The organism is Chlamydia muridarum str. Nigg, from assembly GCF_000006685.1.
In the GTDB taxonomy this organism is placed as follows: Bacteria; Chlamydiota; Chlamydiia; order Chlamydiales; family Chlamydiaceae; genus Chlamydia; species Chlamydia muridarum.
The window spans coordinates 342,642-366,991 of the sequence record NC_002620.2; the positions used below are offsets into that span (position 1 = coordinate 342,642).

Below are 24,350 nucleotides of genomic sequence, written 5' to 3' on the forward strand. Positions count from 1 at the left end.
AAGAATTATTAAAAGCTAGGGATGAATTGTACCAAAAATAAAGAAAAAATTCGATTGATAGTTTTTGTGTAAAGAAACTTAAAAAACGATCCCTCCTCCTGACTACTTCTTAGGATCCTTGGTGGACTCGTTATTTGGGAGGACACGAAGATCCAAGGCTCCTTGCTAAGCAAAAACAGAAGAAGAGACCTATGGAGGTGGAGAGATTCGAACTCTCGTCCTTAGTAAACTCCCCGCTAACCTCTACATGCTTAGTTTCTAGAATATTTTACGTTATATCTCCTCAGCTAGAAACCTCTATAGAGACCAACGACTCTCATTAAAATTCAAATTAGTTCCCTTGAGAGTTAAAAGGCCCTAATTCTAACCAGATAAATGACGGCGTTTCGAAAACCTCTGGTGGAGCTCGCGAACACCGGGTTACCAGTACTTAGGTAACAACTTTGCTAATTAAGCAGCAACTCTTAGATCATTAAGATCAGCGAAGCTGATAATTTCGCATTCAGCCTTAGGTTCGGCATTTATTGTTTTGTCGGCTTTTTAGGAGGCCAGCCAACGCCCTCCGCATGCAATTAACGCTTCATTTCTAAGTCGAAACCTTTACACCCCCTGAGCCGAGGATTGTAAGGATTGCAGGGCTTTTCCGCAATGTTTTGATGAGTTTTTTGTATAACGAATTAACTAAGAGAGAATTAATCTTTTAGAAGATAGCAAGGAGAGGTTTTTAAAAGATCATGCAAATCATGCAAATACTTTATTGAGGGAGAGGATGAGAATTTTTACTATTTTCCATTTAGTTTGGTCAATAGGTATGATTTAATTAACGATTTAAAAGGGCGATCTACCATAATTCACCAATAAGACTGTTTCGGAAAGCTGTCAAACTGCAAACCTTATGAGCAGAATAATAATGCCTTCCAGTATCAAAAACCAAAGTGAATCATCGAAGAAATAATGGATAACGAAGATAAGGTGAGTTTTCCCGCCAAAGAGGAAAAGGTTCTAACTTTTTGGAAAGAACAAAACATTTTTCAAAAAACTTTAGAAAATCGAGATGGGAGCCCCACTTTTTCTTTTTATGATGGGCCTCCATTTGCGACGGGATTACCCCATTATGGCCATTTATTAGCTGGCACAATTAAAGATGTTGTATGTCGTTATGCTACGATGGATGGGCATTATGTGCCTCGACGCTTTGGTTGGGATTGCCATGGGGTTCCCGTTGAGTATGAAGTGGAGAAATCATTAGGTTTAACGGAACCTGGAGCTATTGATCGGTTTGGTATAGCTAACTTTAATGAAGAGTGCCGTAAGATTGTTTTTCGATACGTCGATGAATGGAAATATTTTGTAGATAGAATTGGACGATGGGTTGATTTTTCAGCAACGTGGAAGACTATGGACCTATCTTTCATGGAAAGTGTTTGGTGGGTATTCCATTCTCTTTATAAACAGGGGCTTGTGTATGAAGGGACGAAGGTTGTTCCCTTTTCTACCAAACTAGGGACTCCGCTGTCTAATTTCGAAGCTGGTCAAAATTATAAAGAGGTGGATGATCCATCTGTTGTTGCGAAGTTTGCCTTGCAAGATGATCAGGGCATTCTTTTAGCATGGACAACAACTCCTTGGACGCTTGTTTCGAATATGGCTTTGGCTGTGCATCCAGGACTTACCTATGTCCGTATTCAAGACAAGGAATCAGGAGAAGAGTACATTCTTGGTCAAGAAAGTCTGGCTCGTTGGTTCCCTGATCGGGAATCCTATAAATGGATAGGACAATTGTCTGGGGAAAGCCTTGTTGGTCGAAGATACTGTCCTTTGTTCCCTTATTTCCAGGATCAACAGGATCGGGGAGCTTTTCGTGTTATTCCTGCAGACTTTATCGAAGAAAGTGAAGGGACTGGTGTTGTTCACATGGCTCCAGCTTTCGGAGAAGCAGACTTTTTTGCTTGCCAGGAACATAATGTGCCTTTGGTATGTCCTGTTGATAACCAAGGGTGTTTTACTTCTGAAGTGACTGATTTTGTCGGAGAATACATTAAGTTTGCAGATAAGGGAATTGCTCGTCGGTTGAAGAATGAAAATAAATTGTTCTATCAAGGCACTATTCGTCACCGTTATCCATTTTGTTGGAGAACAGATTCTCCATTAATCTACAAAGCAGTTAATTCTTGGTTTGTCTCTGTAGAAAAAGTAAAACACAAAATGCTGAAAGCCAATGAATCGATTCATTGGACTCCGGGACATATCAAGCACGGGCGTTTTGGTAAATGGCTTGAGGGGGCTCGTGATTGGGCCATTAGCAGAAATCGTTACTGGGGAACGCCTATACCTATCTGGCGTAGTGAAGATGGGGAGCTTCTTGTCATAAGGTCTATCCAGGAGCTAGAAGAATTATCTGGGCAGAAGATTGTTGATTTACATCGTCATTTTATTGATGAGATTGTCATTCATAAAAATGGAAAAAGTTTCCATAGAATTCCTTATGTTTTTGATTGTTGGTTTGATTCTGGGGCAATGCCTTATGCCCAAAACCATTATCCTTTTGAACGTGCCGAAGAAACTGAAGCGCGTTTCCCAGCAGATTTCATTGCTGAAGGGCTTGATCAGACTCGGGGCTGGTTTTATACTTTAACTGTAATTGCTGCAGCTTTGTTTGATCAACCAGCTTTTAAGAACGTAATTGTGAATGGAATTGTTCTTGCTGAAGACGGAAATAAAATGTCTAAGCGACTGAATAATTATCCAAGTCCTAAAAAAATTATGGATACGTATGGTGCGGATGCTTTGCGCCTGTATTTGTTGAATAGTGTCGTTGTCAAAGCCGAAGATTTAAGGTTCTCTGACAAAGGGGTGGAGGCTGTACTCAAGCAAGTGCTTTTACCTTTGTCTAATGCTTTGGCTTTTTACAAGACTTATGCAGAGTTGTATGGTTTTTCTCCAAATGAAACAACAGACTTAGAGCTTGCTGAGATAGATCGCTGGATTCTTTCTTCTTTGTATAGCTTAGTAGGGAAAACTAGGGAAAACATGGCGCAGTATGATTTACATGCCGCAGTAAGTCCCTTTATAGATTTCATTGAGGATCTAACAAATTGGTACATTCGTCGATCACGTCGGCGCTTCTGGGAATCAGAGGATTCTCCAGACCGTCGAGCTGCTTTTGCTACCCTTTATGAAGTACTGATGGTTTTTTCTAAGATTATAGCTCCGTTCATTCCTTTTACTGCTGAGGATATGTATCAGCAATTGCGGGTTGAAACGGATCCTGAATCTGTGCATTTGTGTGATTTCCCTCACGTTGTTTTGGAAAAAATCCTTCCTGATTTAGAAAAGAAGATGCAAGACATTCGGGAGATCGTTGCTTTAGGACATTCTCTACGTAAAGAACATAAGCTTAAAGTTCGACAGCCACTTCAACATATGTATATTGTCGGTGCTAAAGAACGAATGGCTGCGTTGGCTCAAGTTGACTCATTGATTGGAGAGGAGTTGAATGTTAAGGAAGTGCATTTTTGCTCAGAGACTCCAGAATATGTGACTACTCTTGTTAAGCCCAATTTCCGTTCTCTAGGAAAAAGGGTTGGGAATCGTCTCCCCGAAATTCAAAAGGCTTTGGCAGGACTTTCTCAAGAGCAAATTCAAGCGTTTATGCATAATGGCTTTATGGTTCTTTCTTTAGGAGAAGAAACGATTTCTCTAAATGAAGAGGATATTACCGTGTCCTGGGAAGCCGCTCCGGGGTTTGTAGCAAGAAGCTCAGCCTCTTTTGTAGCGATTTTAGATTGTCAACTAACTTCTCCTCTGATTATGGAAGGGATAGCCAGAGAAATTGTAAATAAGATCAATACTATGCGAAGAAATGGGAAATTACACGTTTCGGATCGTATTGCTATACGTTTGCATGCTCCTAAAATTGTTCAGGAAGCTTTTTCTCAATATGAAGAATATATTTGCGAAGAGACATTAACAACTTCGGTTTCCTTTATAGATGACAAGGAGGGAGAGGAGTGGGATGTTAACGGTCACGCGGTCTCACTGTCCCTAGAGGTGATTGGTCATTGAGATGACATATAAAAGAGGTCCTATAGGACCTCTTTTTTTTGTTATTTGTTAGGGGAATAACCTGTGATTCTTTCGATAATACCACGCACCCACAAAGTAAATAAGAGCTCCTAAGGCTAATCCATTAACAAGATAACCAGGTAAGCTCAACGGGGTGATACTAGAAGATAATGATCCTATACGGTTAATAGGCCAAAAAATAGCTACCGGGGATCCTAAAAGGTTTTCTACGGGAACGAACCCAAAATCACGGCTGTCTGCACTCATAGGACAATTATCTCCTAAAACGAGCACATGCCCTTCCGGTATTTTAAGTCCAAAATTTGTAATAAAAGAAGTAAATTCTTCTGCAGATTCAGGGGGAGGTCCTCGATCAATGAAGGCAATGTAGGGTTTTTCTTCAGAGGACTGAAGCTCCTTTTCTTTTTCCGCCAAGATAAATTTTTGTAATGAAGGATCACTGTCAATGAAAACTGGGGAATCCATAACAAATAGGTTTCCCTGATTGAAAAAAGCATAACGATTAGGAAAAGGGGCGTATTGAGGATTTTTGGGGATATAGACTGTATGAAAACTAATGCCGCAGTTGAATAAATCAATAATCTGAGAATGGCTCAATTGCGTCAAAGGATGGGGTTGTTTCAGTTTAGTGCGGAAACCTCCTATACTAATTTTAAACACATCCCCTTTAGAAAACTCATAACAGCCATCCGGAATGTTTGGCATTGGAAGAGCAAATATTTTTGCTATGCCAGAAGTATTAATTGGAGTGGGTTGATATTTGTAGGCATATCCATCAATAACTGTGAAACGAGATGTTGTAAGGTTATTACGGATCAAATGCATGTGCTCCTTCCTTAGAGGAAGGAGAGTTTTCATAGGCTCAATAGTGGGGATAAGTTGCGTTTCTAACGGACGCAAATGCGGATGAGGATAAGAGACATTAGGAGTATGTGCAATTTCTAAGTAGGCATCTGCTAAAGGAGAAGAAAGTACGTGAGTAAGCGCAGCTTGTTTTTTTGTAAGAATACGCACCATTGCAAAATTTTTTATGCCAAATAGGTCTGCATAGCTTAAAGGCTCGGTATGAAGGTCTTTTAAAGCATAGGGGGTGTCTTTGTGCCAAGCATCTTTGTAGAAAAATTGCCCATGAGAATAGTGGGGGAAGGAAATTTTCCCACAGGGAGTATGGAATTGGTTAAAGATCACATCAGTTTGATCATCTGAATGATTAACGATTTCTGTAACGCCATCAAAAGAGATATAGGGGATGTGATAAAGGTTTTCTGTATTTTTTGTGGTGATAGGGACGCCATTACGATCTATTCCATAAATTTTCCCCCCATAAAAGTATAAAGTGTCTCCAGGTTTGCCCATGCACCGCTTTATATAACGTTTTTTCCCAGGTATAATTCCGAAATATTTGGTGTCAGCGTTCGGGATGGGAAGGTCTCCAACGGTAAAGACAACAAGTTCTCCTCGGGTAATAGTCTCCGGTGTATAGCCAATACTTTCATTACTAAAAGGCAGGCGAAGTCCAAATGTAGTTTTAGAGACCAGAATCCGATCTTGTTCAAGGATTGTAGGTCGCATTGATCCTGTAGGAACTTCATATAGTTCAAACCAGAATTGACGAATTAAAAAAGCAAGAACTGCAGCAAATGCTAAAGCATAGATGAGATCAAAAGTTGCCTGTATTTTTGACCGAGGGAATCGTTTTTGAATAGCTTGAGCTTGTTTAGCGAAAAGAGAGGCGTCTTCTCTATTTTGATCCAAAATGGCTTCTTCAAGCTGTTTTAAGATTTCAAGTAATTCCTTCTGAGTATCAGGATAAGAGAGCATTTTCTTATTTTTCAGCAATTTATAGGAGGAATGAAGAATGCGACGACTCTTATTCAAGGAATATAAGCGACTCATGTAATTGCTCGTCATTAGGAGAATTTAACGATATTCATGTTAGGAGAGCTCCCTCTTTGCTTGCTTGTGCGGAGTCTCATAGATTTTTAAAAACAAGATCTACTGAACTCATACGGAGATCTTTAAGCCAAAGCTCATCTTACACAAAATGCTTTTTCGAAACTACATGGAAACCGTTTTCGATGAAAGTATGAACAGGGGCTAAAAATTTGGAAGAGCTGGGTAGGGTGACGAGGCTTGGTGTCCTAATTCAAGAGTTTTGATAATGACGGTTCCTGTAGGGGTGTCAATGCTAGTCCATAGAGGGAAAGCTAAATTTTCTTCATCAGAGAAATACATAAGGATGTTTTTTTCTGATAATGGGGAAGAGTCTTTGGGCCAAATGGAAATCCAAGCACGAGAGGGAAGGATAACTGGGTTACCATCAAAAGAGGTTTTAGGAGACCAAGGAGTGCGTTCTTTCCCTTTATATTTTATTAAGTGATTGGGAGCTGGGGATAGAGGAAGACGAAGGATTTTCACAAAAAAAGGTAGGGGATCTTTCCTTTGAAAAGCTACCCAGTGCGTATTCTTGAGAACAAAAATGGAAAGAGAATCTCTAGAAATTCGTAAAAGGTATACTTTTCTGGGGGATTGCAGTTGATGGAAAGCTTGTTTCCAAGACTGCTGTTCGATCATTTTTTTTTCTTGTTGCGTCAGATTAGAAAATTCAGTGATTTCCACCCAAGTTGTTTCTGGGGAATTTTCACGAACTAAAAAGAAAATTTTTTGGGATCCGCGGCTAAAAATAGCGTAATCGCCTGAGCAAGAGTTTAAAATTTTTTCTTGCATTGATGAGTGGTGTAGAGAACGCGCTTCCGCGAATGGTAAAAATACGAAAAAAGCAAAGAAAAAAATAAAAAGTTTAAGAAGATTCCTAGGGTGCATTTTTTCTTGCTTTTTCATAAAACGTTCGGGTATGCTTTCCCTTCTGTTATGTGAGATTTTCACATACTAAGATAGAGATTTTGGGGTTGTCAAATGAAAAAAAACACTCATCCTGAGTATAGACAAGTTCTGTTTGTAGATTCTTCTACCGGTTATAAGTTTGTTTGTGGATCTACGTACCAAACAGATAAAACAGAGGTTTTTGAAGGACAAGAGTACCCTGTATGTTACGTCAGCGTTTCCTCATCTTCGCATCCGTTCTTTACGGGAAGTAAGAAACTTGTGGACGCAGAGGGTCGCGTTGATAAGTTCTTGAAACGATACAGTGGCGTTAAGCAGATGGCTCCTAAGCCTGAAACTTCTGTAGAAGAAGTTCTTCCAAAAGGTAAGAAAAAAGCTCCTGCTAAAAAGAAAAAGTAGTGTCTGTTAAAGACTTCTTTTGAGTTATGGAGAAGAGCGGGGATGTTCCCCGCTTTTTTTTTGCTTCAAGAGGAAGTCTCGTAGTTTGAAGTTGTCTCTTCTGTCAAAGTCTAGTGTTCCCCAAAATTGATTGCCAATGTACACTCTGATCTTTGTTTGAAAGACACCAGAGTAGAAGAAGTCGTTCATGGAAGTAAAAGTTTTAGAGTGTTTGAGACGCCTTGAAGAAGTCGAAAAGCTAATATCTGATCCAAATATTTTTAGTAATCCCAAGGAATATAGTTCTTTAAGTAAGGAGCATGCTCGTCTTTCGGAGATTAAAAATGCTCACGAATCGATTCTTGCGGCAAAAAAAATTCTTCATGATGACAAGTTAGCCTTGTCAACAGAGAAGGATCCGGAGATGATTGCTATGTTGGAAGAGGGTATTCAAGGAGGAGAGGAGTCCTTAGAACGTCTGTCTAAGCAATTGGAAAACCTTCTCATCCCACCTGATCCGGATGATGATTTAAGTGTCATTATGGAGTTGCGAGCAGGGACAGGAGGAGATGAAGCGGCTCTTTTCGTAGGCGATTGTGTGCGAATGTATCATCTTTATGCATCCATCAAAGGGTGGCAGTGTGAAGTGCTTTCTGCCTCGGAGTCCGATCTTGGTGGATACAAAGAATATATCATGGGAGTTTCAGGGACCTCTGTGAAACGATTCTTACAATATGAGGCAGGGACGCATCGTGTCCAAAGAGTTCCGGAGACGGAAACTCAGGGAAGAGTGCATACTTCGGCCGTGACTATTGCTGTCCTTCCTGAACCTGCAGAAGATGACGAGGAAGTTTTTATTGATGAGAAGGATCTACGTATAGATACCTTCCGTTCTTCAGGAGCTGGAGGGCAGCACGTAAACGTTACAGATTCTGCCGTACGTATTACGCATATTCCTACTGGCGTGGTGGTTTCCTGTCAAGATGAGCGTAGTCAACATAAAAATAAGGCGAAAGCTATGCGAGTGTTGAAGGCGCGTATTCGAGATGCGGAAGTGCAGAAGCGAGAACAGGAGGCTTCTGCTATGCGTTCAGCGCAAGTAGGGAGTGGGGATCGCTCAGAAAGAATTAGGACTTATAATTTTCCTCAAAATCGTGTGACTGATCATCGAATCGGTCTGACTTTATATAACTTGGATCGTGTAATGCAGGGAGAGTTGGATATGATTACAACAGCTCTTGTTTCCCATGCACATCGCCAACTGTTCGGTCATGAAGAGACTAATTAAGGAAGCTTCAGAATATCTGTTATCTCGAGGGATTCGGTTTCCTCAAAGGGAAGCCGAAGATATCATGATGGATTTACTAGAGGTTTCTTCTAGAGGGGCTCTTCATGATATAAAATTATCGAGCGGAGAGCGGGTTTCATACTGGGAACGTGTGCAGAAAAGGGGAAATCGTTGTCCTACTGCTTATATTCATGGCAAGGTGCATTTTTTAGGAATTGAGTTGCAGGTATCCCCTGAGGTTCTTATTCCTAGGCAAGAAACTGAAATTTTTGTTGAAAAGATTATTGGTTATTTGCAGACGCATAAAGAAAAAAAGATTTTTTATGATGTTTGCTGTGGGAGTGGGTGTATTGGGTTGTCTGTAAAGAAACACTGTCCCCATGTACACGTTGTGCTGTCAGATATTTGTTCACAGGCTTTGGCTGTTGCTAAGTCAAATGCAAAAAGAAACGATCTTATTGTAGATTTTCTTTGTGGGGATTTATTCGAGCCTTTCCGTATTCCAGCAGATGCTTTCGTCTGCAATCCTCCTTATCTGTCATATAAAGAGTTTTTTAAAGTGGATCCTGAAGTGCGCTGTCATGAACCTTGGAAGGCTTTAGTTGGGGGCGTTTCTGGGTTGGAATTTTATCATCGTATAGCCGAACATATTCACAAAATTTTGGTTCCCGGGGGAGTTGGTTGGTTAGAAATTGGCTCAAATCAAGGGGAGAGTGTCAAAAAAATTTTTCGTGATAAGGGAATTTCTGGATGTGTATTCAAAGATTACGCTCAGTTAGATAGGTTTTTTTTCCTTGAAAATCAAGCTGGTGATGCTGTATCCTCTGGGGAGGTTTCTGGCTTTTCCGAGAGATGATTAATTCTTTATCGCAAAAATTATCTAGTATTTTCTCCTCACTTTTTACTGCAAAGAGAGTAACAGAGGAGAGTATTTCTGATTCCATTAGAGAAATTCGCCTAGCTCTTCTAGATGCTGATGTGAATTATCAGGCGGTGAAAGATTTTATATCCAAGGTAAAGCAGAAAGTCATTGGGGAAGAGGTCTGGAAACACGTATCCCCAGGACAACAGTTTGTGAAATGTTTGCATGAAGAGCTTGCGGCTTTGCTTTCTTCACAACAGGCTAGTTTATTGTTGCAGGGGCGTCCTGCGGTTGTTTTATTTTGTGGATTGCAGGGAGCGGGTAAGACGACTACATGTGCCAAGCTTGCCGACTACGTTCTTCGAGAGAAGAAAGCAAAAAAAGTGTTAGTGGCTTCTTGTGATTTAAAGCGTTTTTCAGCAGTGGACCAGCTGGAGGGCTTAATAAAGCAAACTGGGGCAGATTTTTTCCGAAAAAAAGGAGAAAATCCTGTGAGTATGGCATCAGAGGCGGTTCGCTACGCAAAGGATCAAGGTTATGATTTATTAATCGTTGATACTGCTGGTCGACTTCATGTGGATGATGCATTGATGGATGAGCTGGTGGCCATTGCTCGTGTAACGAATCCGTCCGAAATCTTATTCGTTATGAATTTAGCGATGGGCCAGGATGCAGTAACTACTGCGAAGGCTTTTGATGAGCGCTTAGGGTTAACTGGTATCGTCGTGTCCATGGCAGATGGCGATGCTCGGGCTGGAGCAGTCTTATCAGTGAAGTCTTTGCTTGGCAGACCTATTAAATTTGAAGGGTGTGGGGAAAAAATAAAAGATCTACGTCCTTTTAACGCACAGTCTATGGCTGAACGTATCCTAGGAATGGGAGATACAATAAGTTTAGTTGATAAGATGCGTGAGTGTGTCTCTGAAGAAGAGAACAAAGAGTTAGAAGAAAAATTAACGAAAGCGACGTTTACTTATGAGGATTTTTATAAGCAAATGCGAGCTTTCCGTCGTTTAGGGCCTTTGCGCAAAATCATGAATATGATGCCAAGCTTCGGTGGCATGAGGCCTAGTGATAAGGATTTGGAAGAATCCGAGAAGCAAATGAAAAGAAATGAGGCGATTATTCTTTCTATGACTCCAGAGGAAAGGAAGGAGTTGGTCGAACTGAATATGAGCCGGATGAAAAGAATCGCTGCGGGCTGTGGCCTGACTTTAGGTGATGTAAATCAGTTCCGTAAGCAAATGATGCAATCTAAGAAATTTTTTAAAGGGATGACCCGAGAAAAAATGGAACAGATGGGTAAAAAAATGTCTGGAGGGAATCTGTGGCGTTAAAAATTCGTTTAAGACAACAAGGACGCAAGAACCATGTTGTATATAGATTAGTACTAGCTGATGTAGAATCTCCTAGAGATGGTAAATATATCGAGTTGTTAGGGTGGTATGATCCTCATAGTGAACAAAATTATCAGCTAAAAAGCGAACGGATTTTTTATTGGCTGAATCAAGGAGCCGAGCTTACTGAAAAAGCTGGGGCGTTGGTCAAACAAGGAGCTCCTGGAGTTTATGCTGAGTTAATGGCTAAAAAAAATGCTCGTAGAGCAGTCGTTAGACAAAAGAGACGAGCTTATCGTCAGCGACTTGCTGCGAGAAGGGCAGAAGCAGCTGCTAAGTAAAAGGATATAAGGGATGGAGATAGATATTCTTTCTTTATTCCCGGACTATTTTACTAGTCCACTACAAGCAACCATTTTGGGCCGAGCTATCAAGCAGGGAGCTTTATCTATTCGTTCCCGCGATATTCGAGAGTTTGGTTTAGGGAAATGGAAGCAAGTAGACGATGCCCCTTATAGTGGGGAGGGAATGCTTTTGATGGCTGAGCCGGTTGTGCAGGCTATTAGAAGCGTAAAAAGAGAGAAATCTAAAGTTGTATACCTATCCCCGCAGGGGCAGCTTCTTTCTGCTAAAAAGAGTCGAGAGCTCTCGTTGTGTCCGCATTTAATTTTGTTATGTGGACATTATGAAGGGATTGATGAAAGAGCTTTAGCTTCTGAAGTGGATGAAGAGATAAGTATTGGTGATTACGTTCTTACCAATGGGTGTGCGGCAGCGTTGGTTCTTGTAGACGCTCTTGCTCGCTTTATTCCAGGCGTTTTGGGAAACCAAGAAAGTGCGGAATGCGATTCTCTTGAAAATGGGTTGTTAGAGGGGCCTCATTACACCCGTCCACGAGTTTTTGAAGGCGTACAAGTTCCAGAGATACTTTTTTGTGGAGATCACCAAAGAATCGCAAATTGGCGAAAGAAGGTTAGTTTAGAGAGAACAAGAGAACGCCGACCGGACCTGTATCTGCAGTATTTTTATGGTGATAGAGCTTTTTGGGGTGCCCAGGAGGATCCTCTTAAAATGAGAGAAACTTCTCCCCAAGCTTTTTCTGTAGTTTTAGAAGTTAAAGATCTTCGAAAAGCTAAAAAATTTTATTCCAGAATGTTCGGAAAAGAACACTGGGATGGGGATAAATTACTCCTTGGGGAGAAGACGAGTCTGTATCTGCAACAGACAAATGAAAGAAGGGGTGCAACCAAGGTATTTGTAGAGTTAGAAACTGAGGATGGTTTTGTCCGCTTTTTAAGAAGGTGGGAAATGCTTGGTGGACAGCTCGGAGAGGTTGGAATGGGAAATCTACCTCTAAGGCAGGTTTTTGATTTGGATGGCCATATTTGGGTTGTCTCTTGTGTACAGAAATAGAAAAAGAATTTTAGGTGAAATACAATGGGGAACTTAATTAAGGAATTGCAAGACGAGCAGTGCAGAACTGATCTCGTTGATTTCTGTGTTGGTGACACGATTCGTGTGGCTACAAATATTTCAGAAGGAGGCAAAGAGCGGGTTCAGGTATTCCAAGGAACAGTAATGGCCCGTAAAGGCGGCGGAGCAGGAGAAACAGTTTCTCTTCATAGGGTTGCTTACGGCGAAGGAATGGAAAAAAGTTTCCTACTCAATAGTCCTAAAGTAGTAAGTATTGAAGTTGTCAAACGCGGGAAGGTATCGCGTGCACGTCTCTTCTATTTGAGAGGAAAAACAGGTAAAGCTGCTAAAGTTAAAGAGCTTATTGGTCCTCGGGCTGCTAAGAAATAGTAAAAGAAAGAGAGCAGCATAAGCCTCTTTCTGCTGTTATCAACGTTAAGAGACCTCTTTATATGAAATCAATCGTTGAGCAGGAGCTGCTTTTTAGAGAGAAGAGTGTTTTTGAGGATCAAGCTATCAAACAAGGATACTCACGAATTGCTGGTGTAGATGAGGCTGGGAGGGGGCCTCTTGCGGGTCCTGTCGTTGCTGGGGCTTGCATTCTGCCTGGAGGGAAGCTTTTTTTAGGTATTGATGACAGTAAGAAGTTATCCCCTAAGCAGAGACGGTATTTGTATGAACTTTTGCTTGAAGATCCCGAAGTCACTTGTGGGGTCGGAGTTGTCTCTGTTGAGCGAATAGATGAGATCAATATTTTAGAGGCTACCAAAGAAGCTATGGTTCAGGCCATAGCTTCTTTGCGGAGCACTCCTGATTTTTTATTGGTTGACGGGTTGTTTTTGCCGCATGAGATCCCCTGTCTTAAAATTATAAAAGGAGATTCTCGTTCCGTGTCAATAGCTGCCGCATCCATAATAGCCAAAGAATATCGTGATGAATTGATGCGGAAGCTTCATTCTGAATATCCTGAGTATGGGTTTGACAAACATAAGGGGTATGGAACGGTTGCGCATTTGCAAGCTTTAAAACAGTTTGGCCCTTGCGTATATCACAGAAAGAGTTTCTCTCCTGTAAAAGAGAGTATCCGAGAGGGAATATGTCAGTAAAGGTTGCTTCCCCTTTTTCTCCAGATGGGGTCCAATGCCTTCCTAAACTTTTTACTATCAGTGCTCCTGCTGGAGCGGGGAAGACAACTTTAGTTCATATGTTACAAGAAGAATTCCCTTCTGCTTTTGAAAAAACTGTTTCTTCAACAACGCGTTCGCCTCGTCCCGGAGAAGTTCATGGCGTTGATTATGTGTTTATGTCTGAGGACGAATTTAAGGATGTTCTAGATAAGGACGGTTTTTTAGAATGGGTCTTTTTATTTGGGACCTATTATGGGACTAGTAAGGAAGGGATTTCTAGAATTCTCCAAAAGGGGAAACATTGCATTGCGGTGATTGATGTGCAAGGCGCTTTGACTTTGAAAAAGCAAATGCAAACAGTGGCTATTTTTATTCAGGCTCCTTCTCAAGAAGAACTCGAGAGACGTCTAAATACTCGGGATTCAGAAAAGGATCTCCAAAAAAAAGAGAGATTGGAGCATAGCAATGTGGAAATTGCTGCTGCCAGTCAATTCGATTACGTTGTTGTTAACGATGATTTAACCACTGCGTATCAAGTTTTAAGAAGTATTTTTATAGCTGAAGAACATAGGATGAGTCATGGCTAGAAAAGAGCGTTTAACTAATGAAAAACTAAATAAGCTATTCGATAGCCCTTTTAGTTTGGTTAATTATGTGATTAAACAAACTAAAAACAGAATTGCTAGGGGTGATGTACGTTCTTCCAACGTAGCGATAGAGGCTCTGAATTTCCTAGATCTTTATGGTATTCAATCTGAATGCTTAGAAAGGGATGATCGGGAGCAATATGCGTCCGGAGCAGGAGAAAAGCGAAAAGAACAAAGTTCTGGAAACTCCAGAAGAAAGGATCCGTCTCTGTACAATTGGAGCGACGTGAAATAGTGGCATCTTCTCGCATTCTTATAACTTCTGCTTTGCCTTATGCAAATGGACCTCTTCATTTCGGACACATTACGGGTGCTTATTTACCTGCAGATGTTTATGCGCGTTTTCAAAGATTGCTAGGAAAAGAAGTATTATACATTTGTGGTTCTGATGAGTACGGAATAGCGATTACCCTAAATGCAGAATTAGCAGGTATGGGGTATCAAGAATATGTTGATATGTATCATAAGCTTCATAAAGATACCCTTAAGAAGCTCGGGATTTCTGTAGATTTCTTTTCCAGAACCACAAACCCTCATCATCCCGCTATTGTTCAGGATTTCTATAGAAATTTGCAGGACAAAGGGTTGATGGAAAACCTTGTAACGGATCAGCTTTATTCTGAGGAAGAAGAAAAGTTTTTAGCTGACCGTTATGTTGTGGGGACCTGTCCTAAGTGTGGGTTTGATCGGGCTAGGGGAGACGAATGTCAGCAGTGTGGAGCCGATTACGAAGCCAGAGATTTAAAAGATCCTCGTTCTAAATTAACTGGGAAAGCTTTGTCTTTGCGCGAAACAGAACATGCTTATTTTCATTTAGAACGCATGAAGGAAGAACTGCTTACCTTTGTAGAGGGCATTTATTTACGTCCCCACATGCGTAACTTTGTAATAGATTACATTAAAAATTTGCGTCCTCGAGCAGTTACTAGAGATTTGTCTTGGGGGGTACCCGTTCCAGGTTTAGAGAACAAAGTATTCTATGTATGGTTTGATGCTCCAATCGGATACATTAGTGGAACTATGGATTGGGCAGCGTCTATCGGAGATCCAGACGCTTGGAAGAAATTTTGGTTAGATGACAAAGTAACGTATACTCAGTTCGTTGGTAAAGATAATACATCTTTCCATTCGGTTATTTTTCCTGCTATGGAAATGGGACAGTCGCTTCCCTATAAGAAAGTCGATGCTTTAGTGACATCCGAATTTTTACTTTTGGAAGGATTCCAATTTAGTAAATCGGAAGGGAATATCATAGATATGGATGCGTTTTTAGAAACGTATTCCTTGGATAAATTACGCTATGTGTTAGCGGCTATTGCTCCAGAAACTTCGGATAGCGAGTTTGCATTCCAGGAGTTTAAAACTCGATGCAATTCTGATCTTGTAGGTAAATTCGGAAATTTTGTGAATCGAGTTGTTGCTTTTGCTGCTAAGAATGGATGCACCGAACTTTCTCATCCTCAATTAGAACAACAAGATTTAGAGTTCATAGCTGAAGCTCAAAAACTTGCTAAAGAAGCTGCTGATCATTATCAGCAATATAGTTTGCGTAAAGCTTGCTCAACAATTATGGAATTAGCTGCCTTGGGGAATGGTTATTTCAACGATCAAGCTCCATGGAAACTAGCTAAAGAAGATCTTTGGAATCGAGTGCGATCCATTCTATTTTGTGCTTGCTATTGCCAAAAATTGTTAGCTCTTATCTCCTATCCAATTATGCCTGAAACAGCGTGGACAATTTGGGGAATGATTGCTCCAGGTTCTTTAGATTTGCGTTCTCAAGATCCGGARAGATTGCAGTCAATTTGGACAGAAGCCTTTTTCGATTACTCAGAAGAGAGCTTCTCGTTGAAAGAACCTGAATTATTGTTCACTGTAGTTGAGTGATTTTTTTTATTGAATTTCATTTTGAAAGAGGGATTCTATGTACTAGAATCCTTTTTTTTTTGACTTGGGATTTATCTATTAGAGAAAATTACAGCTTGTCCTGTGACCTTACAAGAATGAACCCCTTCTTTTTTTACCCTAAGGTTTGCAAATCGTGTATGTGGGAGAGAAAAGCGGAATAGGCTTATTAAGGAGAGTTTGTACAGATTGTTGTAGTCCAGTGCATCGATGTTGTACTTTATCATTGCGTACAGCGATAGCAATAGCTTTTTTAGTTCCTACTAGAATAACCAGTTTTTTCCCTCTCGTGATTGCTGTATAGAGGAGGTTTCTATACAGCATAACATAATGAGAGGTATGGATAGGTAGAATCACGCATGAGGCCTCACTTCCCTGATACTTATGTATGGAAGTAGCATAAGCTGGTGTTAAGTCGTTTAGTTCCGTTTGTGAATAACAAATATATCGGCCATCAACACAAGCTACTAAACTTTTTTTAGCAAAATCTATAGAGGCGATGTACCCAATATCTCCATTGAAAACTTCTTTATTATAGTTATTTCGCGTTTGCATAACGCGATCTCCCGTAGAGAAGGAGTGAAACTTCCCTTGGATAAATGGTTTATTGGGGTTGAGAGCAGCTTTCAATTCTTTATTCAGATTGAAAATCCCTAGTACTCCTTTTTTCATAGGAGCAAGGACTTGAATGTCTTTCATAAAGATGCCGAATTTTTTCGGAACGAAATCAGAAACAAGATGGATAATATGCTTTATAGCCTCTTCTGGATCTTCTTTTTGAAAGAATAAAAAGTCTTTTTTTCCAGAAGAGCTGTTAAGGACGGGGAATTCCCCCTGGTTTACTTTGTGAGCATTAGTAATGATATTGGAATTTTGTAACTGACGGAAGATCTTGGTTAAGTAGGTTACCTCAATATGGTTTGAAAGAATGAGGTCTTTAAGGACATTGCCTGGGCCTACGCTAGGTAGCTGGTGCACATCTCCAATTAGGATAAGAATAGCATGATCAGGTAATGCAGCAAGGAATCTTTGAAGGAGAATCGTATCGATCATTCCTGATTCATCAATAATAACGAGATCGCAATCAATAGGATCTTCATGATTTTTACGAAATGACAAAGTCTTAAAATCATATTGAAGTAAGGAATGGATTGTTTGGGTACGTTTCCCTGTGATTTCCGTCATGCGTTTTGCAGCTTTTCCAGTGGGAGCTGCAAGGATGATTTTTTGGGGAGACGAGATTTTTTCAAAGATTGAGAGAATAGCCCGTGTAATTGTACTTTTCCCAGTTCCTGGTCCCCCAGATATGATGTGGATTTTTTGGGAAGAACTAGCATAGAGAGCTTCTTTTTGCTTGTCTTCCAGCTTTAAATCCAGAAGATTTTCTACTTCAAGAATTGCCTCTTGGGTATTGATAGGCTGGATGCGTTTCGAAGAAAATAAAAGTCTTCGGATGTCTATAGCGATTTGTTGTTCGGCAAGAAAAAGCTGTCTAGACCAGATATAAGAGTCCTGTTCTAGTTCTTTGATATAAACAGCTTTTTGTCGAGACAGAAAATGCACTTGAGTAAGGATTTCTTCCTTACGTACAATTTTTTCAGGAGTATCTTCGTTCAGTAGTTTTTCAACGAGAACAATGAAATCATTAAGGGGATAGCACGTATGGCCTTCTTCTTGCAGTTCATCTAAAGAGTATTGAATTCCTGCAACGATACGATTAGGAGAATTCAGTGGGACTCCAAGACATGAGGCAATGAGATCTGCAGTTTTAAACCCTACACCATACATTTCCTTTGCAAGAAGAAAAGGATCTTGACAGACTTTATCAATAGTTTGGTTTTGGTATTTTTTATATAGACGTAAGCCATAGTGAATAGCAATTCCATGTCGTTGCAGAAATAGTAGGGCATTACGTAGGTCTTTTTGCTCGTGGAGTTGCCTAGAAAAATCCTCACAGCGGGCAAGAGAGATTCCATCTACTTCTACAAGTTTGGAGGGACATGAATCAAGCACAGAAAGAGTTTCTTCTCCAAAGGTTGCTATAATTTTCTGAGCAAGTTTGGGACCCACGCCTTTGATTTGGGAAGTAAGGTAGGCTATGATTCCCAAAGAAGGACTGTACGTTTTGGCTGTAGTAAAGCGAAAAACTAAAGCTCCGCTAGCGTCCACACTCCAATAACCTGTTAAATCAACAGAAGCTCCAATTTTAAAGAGAGAAAGAGAGGAATTTCCACAAATGGTCACTAATGAATTTTTGTAAGGGACTCGTAGGAAAGCATATCCCATTTGATTGGATAGGGAATCTTCTGGAAGAATAAGTTCCAAAGTACCGGAAAGTTTCTCTTCGCAACCCATATCTTTTTAACTCTCTTGGAAGTATTCGAATCTTAGAAAGGCTTAAGTCGGTATCGGACAGCATTATAGATTATCATAAGTCTCCGATCGGTATTTTTTTATATTTAACTCACAAAAGAAGTCCATGGAAAAATGAAACTTTCTCTGAATGTTTTTAGAGATTTTAGAGCTGTTAGATAAAGAAGAGAAGACACCTCCCAAGAAGAAAAGATAACTTTAGGGGAGGTGTAACCAAGAAGAATGGAAAACTTAGTTCGAATCAAGTTCTGTAACTACGAAAGTTTTTTCAGAATCTTCTCGTTCATTGGCTTTTTTCTGTGCAAAAAGAAGACAGAGACTGGCTCCTAGCATTAAAGAGAATCCTAATCCTTCTTGGAATGATGGAATTTCTTGTTTGCATACATAAGAGAGGATCCAGCCAAAGAGTGGTTCAAAGATAAGAAGAGCTCCTAATAACGCTGTAGATAGGTGGAGGGAAGCTTTATTCCAAGCCGAAATCGCTCGGGAAGATGAAAAAATACCCATAGCGGCGCAGAGAAGAATGAATAAATATCTTTCAGAAACAGGAATGTGAAATAGAAAATCTTGGGTCACATGGGTGATGCCAAAGCTATCTCCTAAGATGATCAGGGGGAGGCTAATGATAAGAGAGCTAATACCCAGCATATGGCACCAAGTTTCAGGAGAAATTTCTGAATATCTCTCTAGAAAATCATGATTACATATGATGTATCCCGCCCAAATGCTAGTAGCTATTGTTACACATACCAGTCCAAAAAGATAGAGAAGAGGGGAGGAACTTGAATTGGATTGAAATTCTGAAAGATTGGATAGGATGATTCCAATGATGATAATGCCGCTCATACTTAGAAGAAAAGGATAAGAGAGCACCTTTTTTTTTAAATTAGAATAAAAAAGGATGGTAATGGGAGCTAATCCTGCAATAATCACTGTAATTGCAGCTCCTGAATAGCGGACGGATTGCGCAATGCAAAAATAATATACAATGTTAATAAGAAAAGCCCAGAACAAGCTGGTTTTCCAGAGGGAAAAAGGAACGGTTTTGAAAATATTGGAACGTTTATAAAGAATAGTAACTAACGAACAGATCCCAAAAACGGAATATCGAGTAAGTACAATATCTAGGTCGGGAAAGTTCCCTAGCATACTAGGGATCACAAAAACAATGCTCCAATAGAAACAGGCCAATAAGCTATAGAAGATGCCTAAAGGTGTATTACGAGAGGTTGACATCGGACTATGGTAGGACATCATGCTTTATCGGATCTCCAGCTTAAACGTTATATTACTAAGATATTACTAAAAACAGGGGACTAGTGAGGACGAAAGTCAGATAAAGACAAAAAGAGTTGGTGGAAAGCCTCCCTCTTCTTTTCTCCCTTCTTCAGGGAGCCCACAGTCCGAATGGACTTATCAAAGAACAATTATATTCTCATAAAGATTTTTCGTAAACAGGGTGAGGGAGCGGCTACTTACTGTTTTTAGTAAAAAAATTAAAATATTTTTTTTATTGAATAGTTGACAATTTTCCATTTTGGTTAGAAGTAAACAAAGTTCGTTTTCTGGTACAATGAGAAGAGGCTTGTTGTAAGGGATTGAATATGCAACGTATTTTAGTTTATTCAGACAAAGGAGTTTCTCCTTACTATTTACGTCATACTGTTCGTTGGCTGAAACAGGCTGCTTTTCCTTTCCAGATGGAAGTATGTCGTGTGAATGGGCAATTTCTCATCCACGAGCCTCTTTGGGAGGAGACTACCCAGCTTTTAGTTATCCCAGGAGGGGCAGATGTTCCCTATCATCATGTGTTGCATGGGTTAGGGACTGCCAGGATTGATAATTATGTAAGAGAGGGGGGAGCGTATTTAGGGATTTGTGCAGGTGCATATTTTGGGTGCGCCCATTTTTCTTTTTTAGAACCTAATGGTTCTCTATTGGTTGCTAAAAGAGATTTAGGCTTTTTCCCCGGTATGGCTAATGGCCCTGCCTATGACAGTGCTTTTTCTTATACAAGCTCCTCTGGAGTTTTAGCTGCTTCATTACGTTTTACAGATTTCCCTGGAAAGAGCTTTGCGCTCTTTAATGGAGGGTGTTACTTTGAGAATGCCGAAGATTTCTCAGAAGTGCGGGTAGAGGCGCGTTACAATGATCTTCCAGGAAGTCCTGCGGCTATCATTTCTCGACGTCTTGATAGAGGCTTGGTGGTTCTTTCTGGGCCCCATATTGAATATCTTCCAGAGTTCTGCTCGCTACAAGAAGAGAATGTTGTTCATGCTCGAGAGCAAATTGCAAAGAACTCTGCGGGGCTTGAAGAATATAAGCAGACTTTAATCAAACGTTTGTTAAGCAATGTCGTCGAGCACGTTTTGTATTAGGGTTGCCTCGAATCTTTGAGGATGGGCTATCTCTGCTGTGAATAGGAACGGCTGCATTTGTCCTAATAGCCCTAGTTTGTCTTCCTCTTCTAGTCCGGAAAGGACAATGGTTGTTAATTTTGTTGCGTTCATAGGTCTAGCAGGAGATGAGATCCTCATATTGGATGCAGGGCATTGTTTTTTTATGAGGATTGTAAAGAAATCTTTATAATCTAAAGGTGGTGTCGGATCGAGTTCTTTTGTTCCCCAATCTCCTAATGTTGTGTAGCACAGATATTCTAGTGCACAGAATAGGGCGAGCGACTCTAGAGTTCTAGCTTTATGCGTGTGTACGGGAGTTTTTAAAGGTTCTAGTAGCAAAACCCTACTCGATAAATTGCGTTCTATAATTTGGACATAGTGTCTAAAAAGTGTTTTAAAAAGCTCTTCCTGTTGGAGGAGCGCGCTTTCTTGAATTGGAATAAAGAAGGTTTCTGTTCCTGTATTATAGAGCTGTTGCAATACCCCCTGCCGAGCTTGGCGAATAACGGGATTCGCTGGAGGTAGTTGGTGAGCATAGCCTACATGACACCTTAACTTATTGGATTTGACTATGTAGGTATGAAGAGTTTCAAAATCAAGAGTGGATAATGTGAGAGAGAAGGGTAGACAATAGTGAGATAGGACGATAGTTTTAGTCTGTTGTGGAGCCGAAGGACCGATCTGAGGTGTCCAATCCATAAAAGCCGAAGATAGGAGTGTTTCTGGATGATCAAAGAAAAACTTTTTATATTCAGAAGAGGTCCCTTTGAAACAGTTTTTTAACTTAGGATCAGGAAGTAGGCTCGAAATACTTGTTGATTCTGTTTTTAAAAAATCAATGAGGGAATCTGAGAGAGCAGGAAGAGATTTCGTATAGGAAATGAGTCGTTGTATTCCGTAGGGGATGAGTTTCCGGCATCCAAAGAAGCTGATTACAGAAACGAGTAAAGCCAAACAGATTCCCGAGGTTATAAAAGCCGGAGGACTGGCAAAAAGGAGGCAACACCCTGTGATCAATCCTATTATCAAAGAGAGCGACGCAGAGAAGACTACAAAAGCCTTAGTCTTTAACTGTTTGGCCGTTAAAGAAAGAATATGTTTGCAGGATGAATAAAGTGGGGGAGGATATTCTACAGGGTACATAAGGTCTGTTGATCTTCCAAATAAATTAAAAAAGATTTTTTAACTAAACTCCAATAACAATTTGTGAGAGGGGAAAAACTTACTCTTCTTACTGCTTTTTTTGGGAATCGAGGGAAAGAGAACAACAACTAGAATAGCCCTTAGCGAACGAACAACTATGCCAAACTCTCTATCGAGATCTAAAAGAAAAAGGATACGCTAAACGAATAAAAAGGACTCCGGAGGATGGGTTCGAACCAACGACCAATGGATTAACAGTCCACTGCTCTACCGCTGAGCTACTCCGGAACAGTTCAAAGCAACATTTTGCATGAGTAGGTAATAAAAAGTCAAGTAATTACGAATGAGATTTTTACTTACGGGGATTTTTTTTCGTTTTAGGGGGATCCTGGAAGCAGATTTTTTCATAACCTTTAGGCACTAGACCAAGTTTATGAATCAGAGCTAGCTCTATTACTTGAGGATTATCCCAAGAAGCTAAATGGGTGCTGAACTCTTGTTGTTTATCCAGGGCTTCTTCTAAACGAGATTTTAAATGAAAAACACGCTGTTGTAATCGTAATTCTTGCACATGCAATTGAGAGATGGCTCTGTCATACACAAAACCACCTCCAAGTAGATAAAGAATGAGCCACCAAGAGCGAATGACAATTTCTTCAACATACCCGAACCAAGAAGTCTGTTTTTTACTTACCATATTAGTCCAGGAAGATAGGGCTTACACAAAAGGAACTGTAATGCCTTGTTGTTTTTGATATTTCCCTTGGCGATCTGCGTAAGAAACATCACATGCGGAGTCTCCTTCAAAGAAAAGAACTTGAGCAATTCCCTCATTAGCATAAATTTTTGCAGGTAGTGGAGTGGTATTAGAAATTTCGATGGTCACATATCCTTCCCATTCGGGTTCAAAGGGGGTGACGTTTACAATAAGTCCACAGCGTGCATAAGTCGATTTTCCTATGCAAACGGTAAGAACATTGCGAGGGATTCGGAAATATTCTACGCTGCGAGCCAAGGCAAAAGAATTAGGAGGAATAATACAAACATCATCCACGATGGAAATCAAAGCGTCTTCTGTGAAACATTTCGGATCAACTAGGGAATTGTATATATTGGTAAAGACTTTAAATTCTCTAGAGATACGTAAATCATATCCGTAACTGGACAAGCCATAACTAATGAGTTTTTCTCCAGTTTCTGGATGTACTTTTACTTGATTATCAGCAAATGGCTCTATCATACCCTCTTCAATTGCCATTTTGCGAATCCAGTTGTCTTCTTTAATCCCCATAACTTCTCTCGATTATTTTTTATGCCTGTATTTTAGGAACGATTGTAGTTAGAAAAAAGAGCCGGAACTCTCAACACTACAGCATGTGCAATTGTATGAAAAGACGCAACGTTTTAATGTCTTAGTGAAGAGTGTTTTTTCTTTAAATAGTATTTTATATAGGTCAAGGTATTTCCTAATAGTCTTGGGAATACCTTGACTTCGGTTATTATGGGATGTCAAAATAAGATTTCTCGACGTTAGTTAACGAATAAATCTATGACTCATAAAATTTCTGTTTTACACCAAGATAAAAAATTCGATTTTTCTTTGAGGCCAAAAAAGCTAACAGAGTTTTACGGGCAAAAACAGCTAAAAGAACGACTAGATCTTTTTCTTCGCGCAGCAGTTCAACGGAAGGAGGTCCCTGGCCATTGTTTGTTTTACGGCCCTCCAGGATTAGGGAAAACTTCATTAGCACACATTATGGCGAATACAGTAGGAAAAGGTCTAGTAATCGCTTCTGGTCCCCAGTTATTGAAACCATCTGATCTTATAGGACTATTGACTGGGTTACAAGAGGGTGATGTATTTTTCATTGATGAGATCCATCGCATGGGGAAAACTGCTGAAGAGTATCTGTATCCGGCAATGGAAGATTTTAAAGTGGATATTACTTTAGATTCTGGTCCAGGGGCACGTTCCGTACGTCTTGATTTGGCTCCTTTCACTCTAGTTGGTGCGACTACTCGTGCAGGAATGTTGAGTGAACCTTTGCGCACACGTTTTGCTTTTACTGGACGAGTAGATTACTATAACGAGGAAGATTTGGTTGCAATTCTATCTCGCTCTGCGCAGTTGCTTTCTATAGAAGCAAATAAGGAAACTCTTCTAGAGATTGCTAGAAGAGCACGCGGGACTCCACGTTTAGCGAATAATTTGCTTCGATGGGTTCGGGATTTTGCACAAATGCGAGAGGGAAATTGTATTAATAGCGTCGTAGCAGAAAAAGCTTTAGCTATGTTATTAATAGATAACTTAGGGTTAAACGAGATTGACATTAAACTTCTCTCCGTGATGATTGATTTTTATCAAGGGGGCCCTGTTGGGATGAAAACGCTTGCAATGGCTGTAGGCGAGGATGTCAGGACTCTGGAAGATATGTACGAACCCTTTTTGATTTTAAAAGGATTGGTTCAACGAACCGCGAGAGGGCGGGTTGCAACTCCTTTGGCATATGAACATCTTAACAGGAACCCAAAGGACAAGTAGGGAGAA

21 protein-coding genes, 1 tRNA gene and 1 other RNA gene are annotated in these 24,350 nt (G+C 40.3%); 14 read left to right on the plus strand and 9 right to left on the minus strand.

The features are described 5' to 3' along the window. Positions 1–189: 189 nt before the first annotated feature. Positions 190–610, minus strand: a transfer-messenger RNA (tmRNA) gene (gene ssrA, locus TC_RS04780). Between the two features lie 344 nt (positions 611–954). Between ssrA and ileS the strand changes: the two genes are divergently transcribed. Continuing rightward, on the plus strand, positions 955–4,065 hold the full coding sequence (gene ileS / locus TC_RS01450) for an isoleucine--tRNA ligase (protein ID WP_010230051.1): 3,111 nt from the start codon (positions 955–957) through the stop codon (positions 4,063–4,065). Between the two features lie 48 nt (positions 4,066–4,113). Here ileS and lepB read toward each other — a convergent pair whose 3' ends face one another. Both lepB and TC_RS01460 read right to left on the minus strand, forming a co-directional pair. After that, positions 4,114–5,997: a signal peptidase I gene (gene lepB, locus TC_RS01455; RefSeq protein ID WP_010230054.1), complete on the minus strand. Its 1,884-nt coding sequence runs from the start codon at positions 5,995–5,997 to the stop codon at positions 4,114–4,116. 186 nt (positions 5,998–6,183) lie between these two features. Continuing rightward, positions 6,184–6,927 carry a hypothetical protein gene (locus tag TC_RS01460; protein WP_010230058.1) on the minus strand — a complete coding sequence of 248 codons (744 nt, stop codon included), beginning with the start codon at positions 6,925–6,927 and terminating at the stop codon, positions 6,184–6,186. Positions 6,928–7,002: 75 nt separating this feature from the next. Between TC_RS01460 and TC_RS01465 the strand changes: the two genes are divergently transcribed. The 11 genes from TC_RS01465 to metG all read left to right on the plus strand — a co-directional run bounded on the left by TC_RS01465 (position 7,003) and on the right by metG (position 15,869). After that, the gene (locus tag TC_RS01465; RefSeq protein WP_010230059.1) at positions 7,003–7,329 is read left to right on the plus strand and encodes a type B 50S ribosomal protein L31; all 327 of its coding nucleotides are present in this window, start codon (positions 7,003–7,005) and stop codon (positions 7,327–7,329) included. Between the two features lie 187 nt (positions 7,330–7,516). Further along, the gene (gene prfA, locus TC_RS01470) at positions 7,517–8,596 is read left to right on the plus strand and encodes a peptide chain release factor 1 (protein ID WP_010230060.1); all 1,080 of its coding nucleotides are present in this window, start codon (positions 7,517–7,519) and stop codon (positions 8,594–8,596) included. After that, positions 8,580–9,452: a peptide chain release factor N(5)-glutamine methyltransferase gene (gene prmC, locus TC_RS01475; protein WP_010230061.1), complete on the plus strand. Its 873-nt coding sequence runs from the start codon at positions 8,580–8,582 to the stop codon at positions 9,450–9,452. Before prfA ends, prmC begins: the two co-directional genes overlap by 17 nt. Beyond that, positions 9,449–10,795 (plus strand): signal recognition particle protein, encoded by a 1,347-nt coding sequence (gene ffh, locus TC_RS01480; protein WP_010230063.1) that lies wholly within the window; start codon positions 9,449–9,451, stop codon positions 10,793–10,795. Before prmC ends, ffh begins: the two co-directional genes overlap by 4 nt. After that, positions 10,786–11,136, plus strand: a complete 351-nt coding sequence (locus tag TC_RS01485; protein WP_010230065.1) for a 30S ribosomal protein S16 — start codon at positions 10,786–10,788, stop codon at positions 11,134–11,136. Before ffh ends, TC_RS01485 begins: the two co-directional genes overlap by 10 nt. Positions 11,137–11,149: 13 nt before the next feature. Further along, on the plus strand, positions 11,150–12,208 hold the full coding sequence (trmD, locus tag TC_RS01490; RefSeq protein WP_010230072.1) for a tRNA (guanosine(37)-N1)-methyltransferase TrmD: 1,059 nt from the start codon (positions 11,150–11,152) through the stop codon (positions 12,206–12,208). 24 nt (positions 12,209–12,232) lie between these two features. Further along, on the plus strand, positions 12,233–12,598 hold the full coding sequence (gene rplS, locus TC_RS01495) for a 50S ribosomal protein L19 (protein ID WP_010230075.1): 366 nt from the start codon (positions 12,233–12,235) through the stop codon (positions 12,596–12,598). Positions 12,599–12,660: 62 nt separating this feature from the next. Continuing rightward, on the plus strand, positions 12,661–13,314 hold the full coding sequence (locus TC_RS01500; protein ID WP_010230077.1) for a ribonuclease HII: 654 nt from the start codon (positions 12,661–12,663) through the stop codon (positions 13,312–13,314). Further along, the gene (gene gmk, locus TC_RS01505) at positions 13,305–13,922 is read left to right on the plus strand and encodes a guanylate kinase (protein WP_010230085.1); all 618 of its coding nucleotides are present in this window, start codon (positions 13,305–13,307) and stop codon (positions 13,920–13,922) included. The genes TC_RS01500 and gmk overlap by 10 nt, the downstream gene beginning before the upstream one ends. Next, positions 13,915–14,217 carry a hypothetical protein gene (locus TC_RS01510; RefSeq protein WP_010230088.1) on the plus strand — a complete coding sequence of 101 codons (303 nt, stop codon included), beginning with the start codon at positions 13,915–13,917 and terminating at the stop codon, positions 14,215–14,217. The genes gmk and TC_RS01510 overlap by 8 nt, the downstream gene beginning before the upstream one ends. Further along, on the plus strand, positions 14,217–15,869 hold the full coding sequence (gene metG / locus TC_RS01515; protein ID WP_010904306.1) for a methionine--tRNA ligase: 1,653 nt from the start codon (positions 14,217–14,219) through the stop codon (positions 15,867–15,869). Before TC_RS01510 ends, metG begins: the two co-directional genes overlap by 1 nt. Before the next feature lie 138 nt (positions 15,870–16,007). Here metG and TC_RS01520 read toward each other — a convergent pair whose 3' ends face one another. Both TC_RS01520 and TC_RS01525 read right to left on the minus strand, forming a co-directional pair. Beyond that, positions 16,008–18,242 carry an SF1B family DNA helicase RecD2 gene (locus TC_RS01520; protein WP_010230095.1) on the minus strand — a complete coding sequence of 745 codons (2,235 nt, stop codon included), beginning with the start codon at positions 18,240–18,242 and terminating at the stop codon, positions 16,008–16,010. Positions 18,243–18,491: 249 nt separating this feature from the next. Then, positions 18,492–19,517 (minus strand): DMT family transporter, encoded by a 1,026-nt coding sequence (locus TC_RS01525; protein ID WP_010904307.1) that lies wholly within the window; start codon positions 19,515–19,517, stop codon positions 18,492–18,494. Between the two features lie 347 nt (positions 19,518–19,864). Here TC_RS01525 and TC_RS01530 point away from each other — a divergent pair, with 347 nt between their 5' ends. Further along, positions 19,865–20,638 carry a BPL-N domain-containing protein gene (locus TC_RS01530; RefSeq protein WP_010230107.1) on the plus strand — a complete coding sequence of 258 codons (774 nt, stop codon included), beginning with the start codon at positions 19,865–19,867 and terminating at the stop codon, positions 20,636–20,638. On the opposite strand, the gene TC_RS01535 is transcribed toward TC_RS01530, so the two are convergent. The 4 genes from TC_RS01535 to dcd form a co-directional block, all read right to left on the minus strand. Then, positions 20,606–21,802: a hypothetical protein gene (locus TC_RS01535; RefSeq protein WP_010230110.1), complete on the minus strand. Its 1,197-nt coding sequence runs from the start codon at positions 21,800–21,802 to the stop codon at positions 20,606–20,608. The two genes, TC_RS01530 and TC_RS01535, sit on opposite strands and share 33 nt — an antisense overlap. 216 nt (positions 21,803–22,018) lie before the next feature. Continuing rightward, positions 22,019–22,090 (minus strand) — tRNA-Asn (locus TC_RS01540). A gap of 64 nt (positions 22,091–22,154) precedes the next feature. Beyond that, positions 22,155–22,499 carry a hypothetical protein gene (locus TC_RS01545; protein ID WP_010232106.1) on the minus strand — a complete coding sequence of 115 codons (345 nt, stop codon included), beginning with the start codon at positions 22,497–22,499 and terminating at the stop codon, positions 22,155–22,157. Between the two features lie 21 nt (positions 22,500–22,520). Further along, on the minus strand, positions 22,521–23,093 hold the full coding sequence (gene dcd / locus TC_RS01550; RefSeq protein WP_010230114.1) for a dCTP deaminase: 573 nt from the start codon (positions 23,091–23,093) through the stop codon (positions 22,521–22,523). Between the two features lie 258 nt (positions 23,094–23,351). On the opposite strand from dcd, the gene ruvB reads away from it, so the two are divergent. Beyond that, positions 23,352–24,344, plus strand: coding sequence for a Holliday junction branch migration DNA helicase RuvB (gene ruvB, locus TC_RS01555; RefSeq protein WP_010230117.1), 993 nt, complete (start codon positions 23,352–23,354; stop codon positions 24,342–24,344). The last annotated feature ends 6 nt before the right edge of the window (positions 24,345–24,350 follow it).

Excerpts from the sequence above, each read along its gene's own strand:
- TC_RS01510 (WP_010230088.1), top strand. The coding sequence starts at position 13,915 with ATGGCTAGAAAAGAGCGTTTAACTAATGAAAAACTAAATAAGCTATTC.
- trmD (WP_010230072.1), top strand. The coding sequence starts at position 11,150 with ATGGAGATAGATATTCTTTCTTTATTCCCGGACTATTTTACTAGTCCA.
- gmk (WP_010230085.1), top strand. The coding sequence starts at position 13,305 with ATGTCAGTAAAGGTTGCTTCCCCTTTTTCTCCAGATGGGGTCCAATGC.
- ileS (WP_010230051.1), top strand. The coding sequence starts at position 955 with ATGGATAACGAAGATAAGGTGAGTTTTCCCGCCAAAGAGGAAAAGGTT.
- TC_RS01500 (WP_010230077.1), top strand. The coding sequence starts at position 12,661 with ATGAAATCAATCGTTGAGCAGGAGCTGCTTTTTAGAGAGAAGAGTGTT.
- dcd (WP_010230114.1), bottom strand. The coding sequence starts at position 23,093 with ATGGGGATTAAAGAAGACAACTGGATTCGCAAAATGGCAATTGAAGAG.
- TC_RS01465 (WP_010230059.1), top strand. The coding sequence starts at position 7,003 with ATGAAAAAAAACACTCATCCTGAGTATAGACAAGTTCTGTTTGTAGAT.
- TC_RS01545 (WP_010232106.1), bottom strand. The coding sequence starts at position 22,499 with ATGGTAAGTAAAAAACAGACTTCTTGGTTCGGGTATGTTGAAGAAATT.
- rplS (WP_010230075.1), top strand. The coding sequence starts at position 12,233 with ATGGGGAACTTAATTAAGGAATTGCAAGACGAGCAGTGCAGAACTGAT.
- TC_RS01525 (WP_010904307.1), bottom strand. The coding sequence starts at position 19,517 with ATGATGTCCTACCATAGTCCGATGTCAACCTCTCGTAATACACCTTTA.
- TC_RS01460 (WP_010230058.1), bottom strand. The coding sequence starts at position 6,927 with ATGAAAAAGCAAGAAAAAATGCACCCTAGGAATCTTCTTAAACTTTTT.
- prfA (WP_010230060.1), top strand. The coding sequence starts at position 7,517 with ATGGAAGTAAAAGTTTTAGAGTGTTTGAGACGCCTTGAAGAAGTCGAA.
- prmC (WP_010230061.1), top strand. The coding sequence starts at position 8,580 with ATGAAGAGACTAATTAAGGAAGCTTCAGAATATCTGTTATCTCGAGGG.
- TC_RS01530 (WP_010230107.1), top strand. The coding sequence starts at position 19,865 with ATGCAACGTATTTTAGTTTATTCAGACAAAGGAGTTTCTCCTTACTAT.
- ffh (WP_010230063.1), top strand. The coding sequence starts at position 9,449 with ATGATTAATTCTTTATCGCAAAAATTATCTAGTATTTTCTCCTCACTT.
- TC_RS01535 (WP_010230110.1), bottom strand. The coding sequence starts at position 21,802 with ATGTACCCTGTAGAATATCCTCCCCCACTTTATTCATCCTGCAAACAT.
- TC_RS01520 (WP_010230095.1), bottom strand. The coding sequence starts at position 18,242 with ATGGGTTGCGAAGAGAAACTTTCCGGTACTTTGGAACTTATTCTTCCA.
- lepB (WP_010230054.1), bottom strand. The coding sequence starts at position 5,997 with ATGACGAGCAATTACATGAGTCGCTTATATTCCTTGAATAAGAGTCGT.
- ruvB (WP_010230117.1), top strand. The coding sequence starts at position 23,352 with ATGACTCATAAAATTTCTGTTTTACACCAAGATAAAAAATTCGATTTT.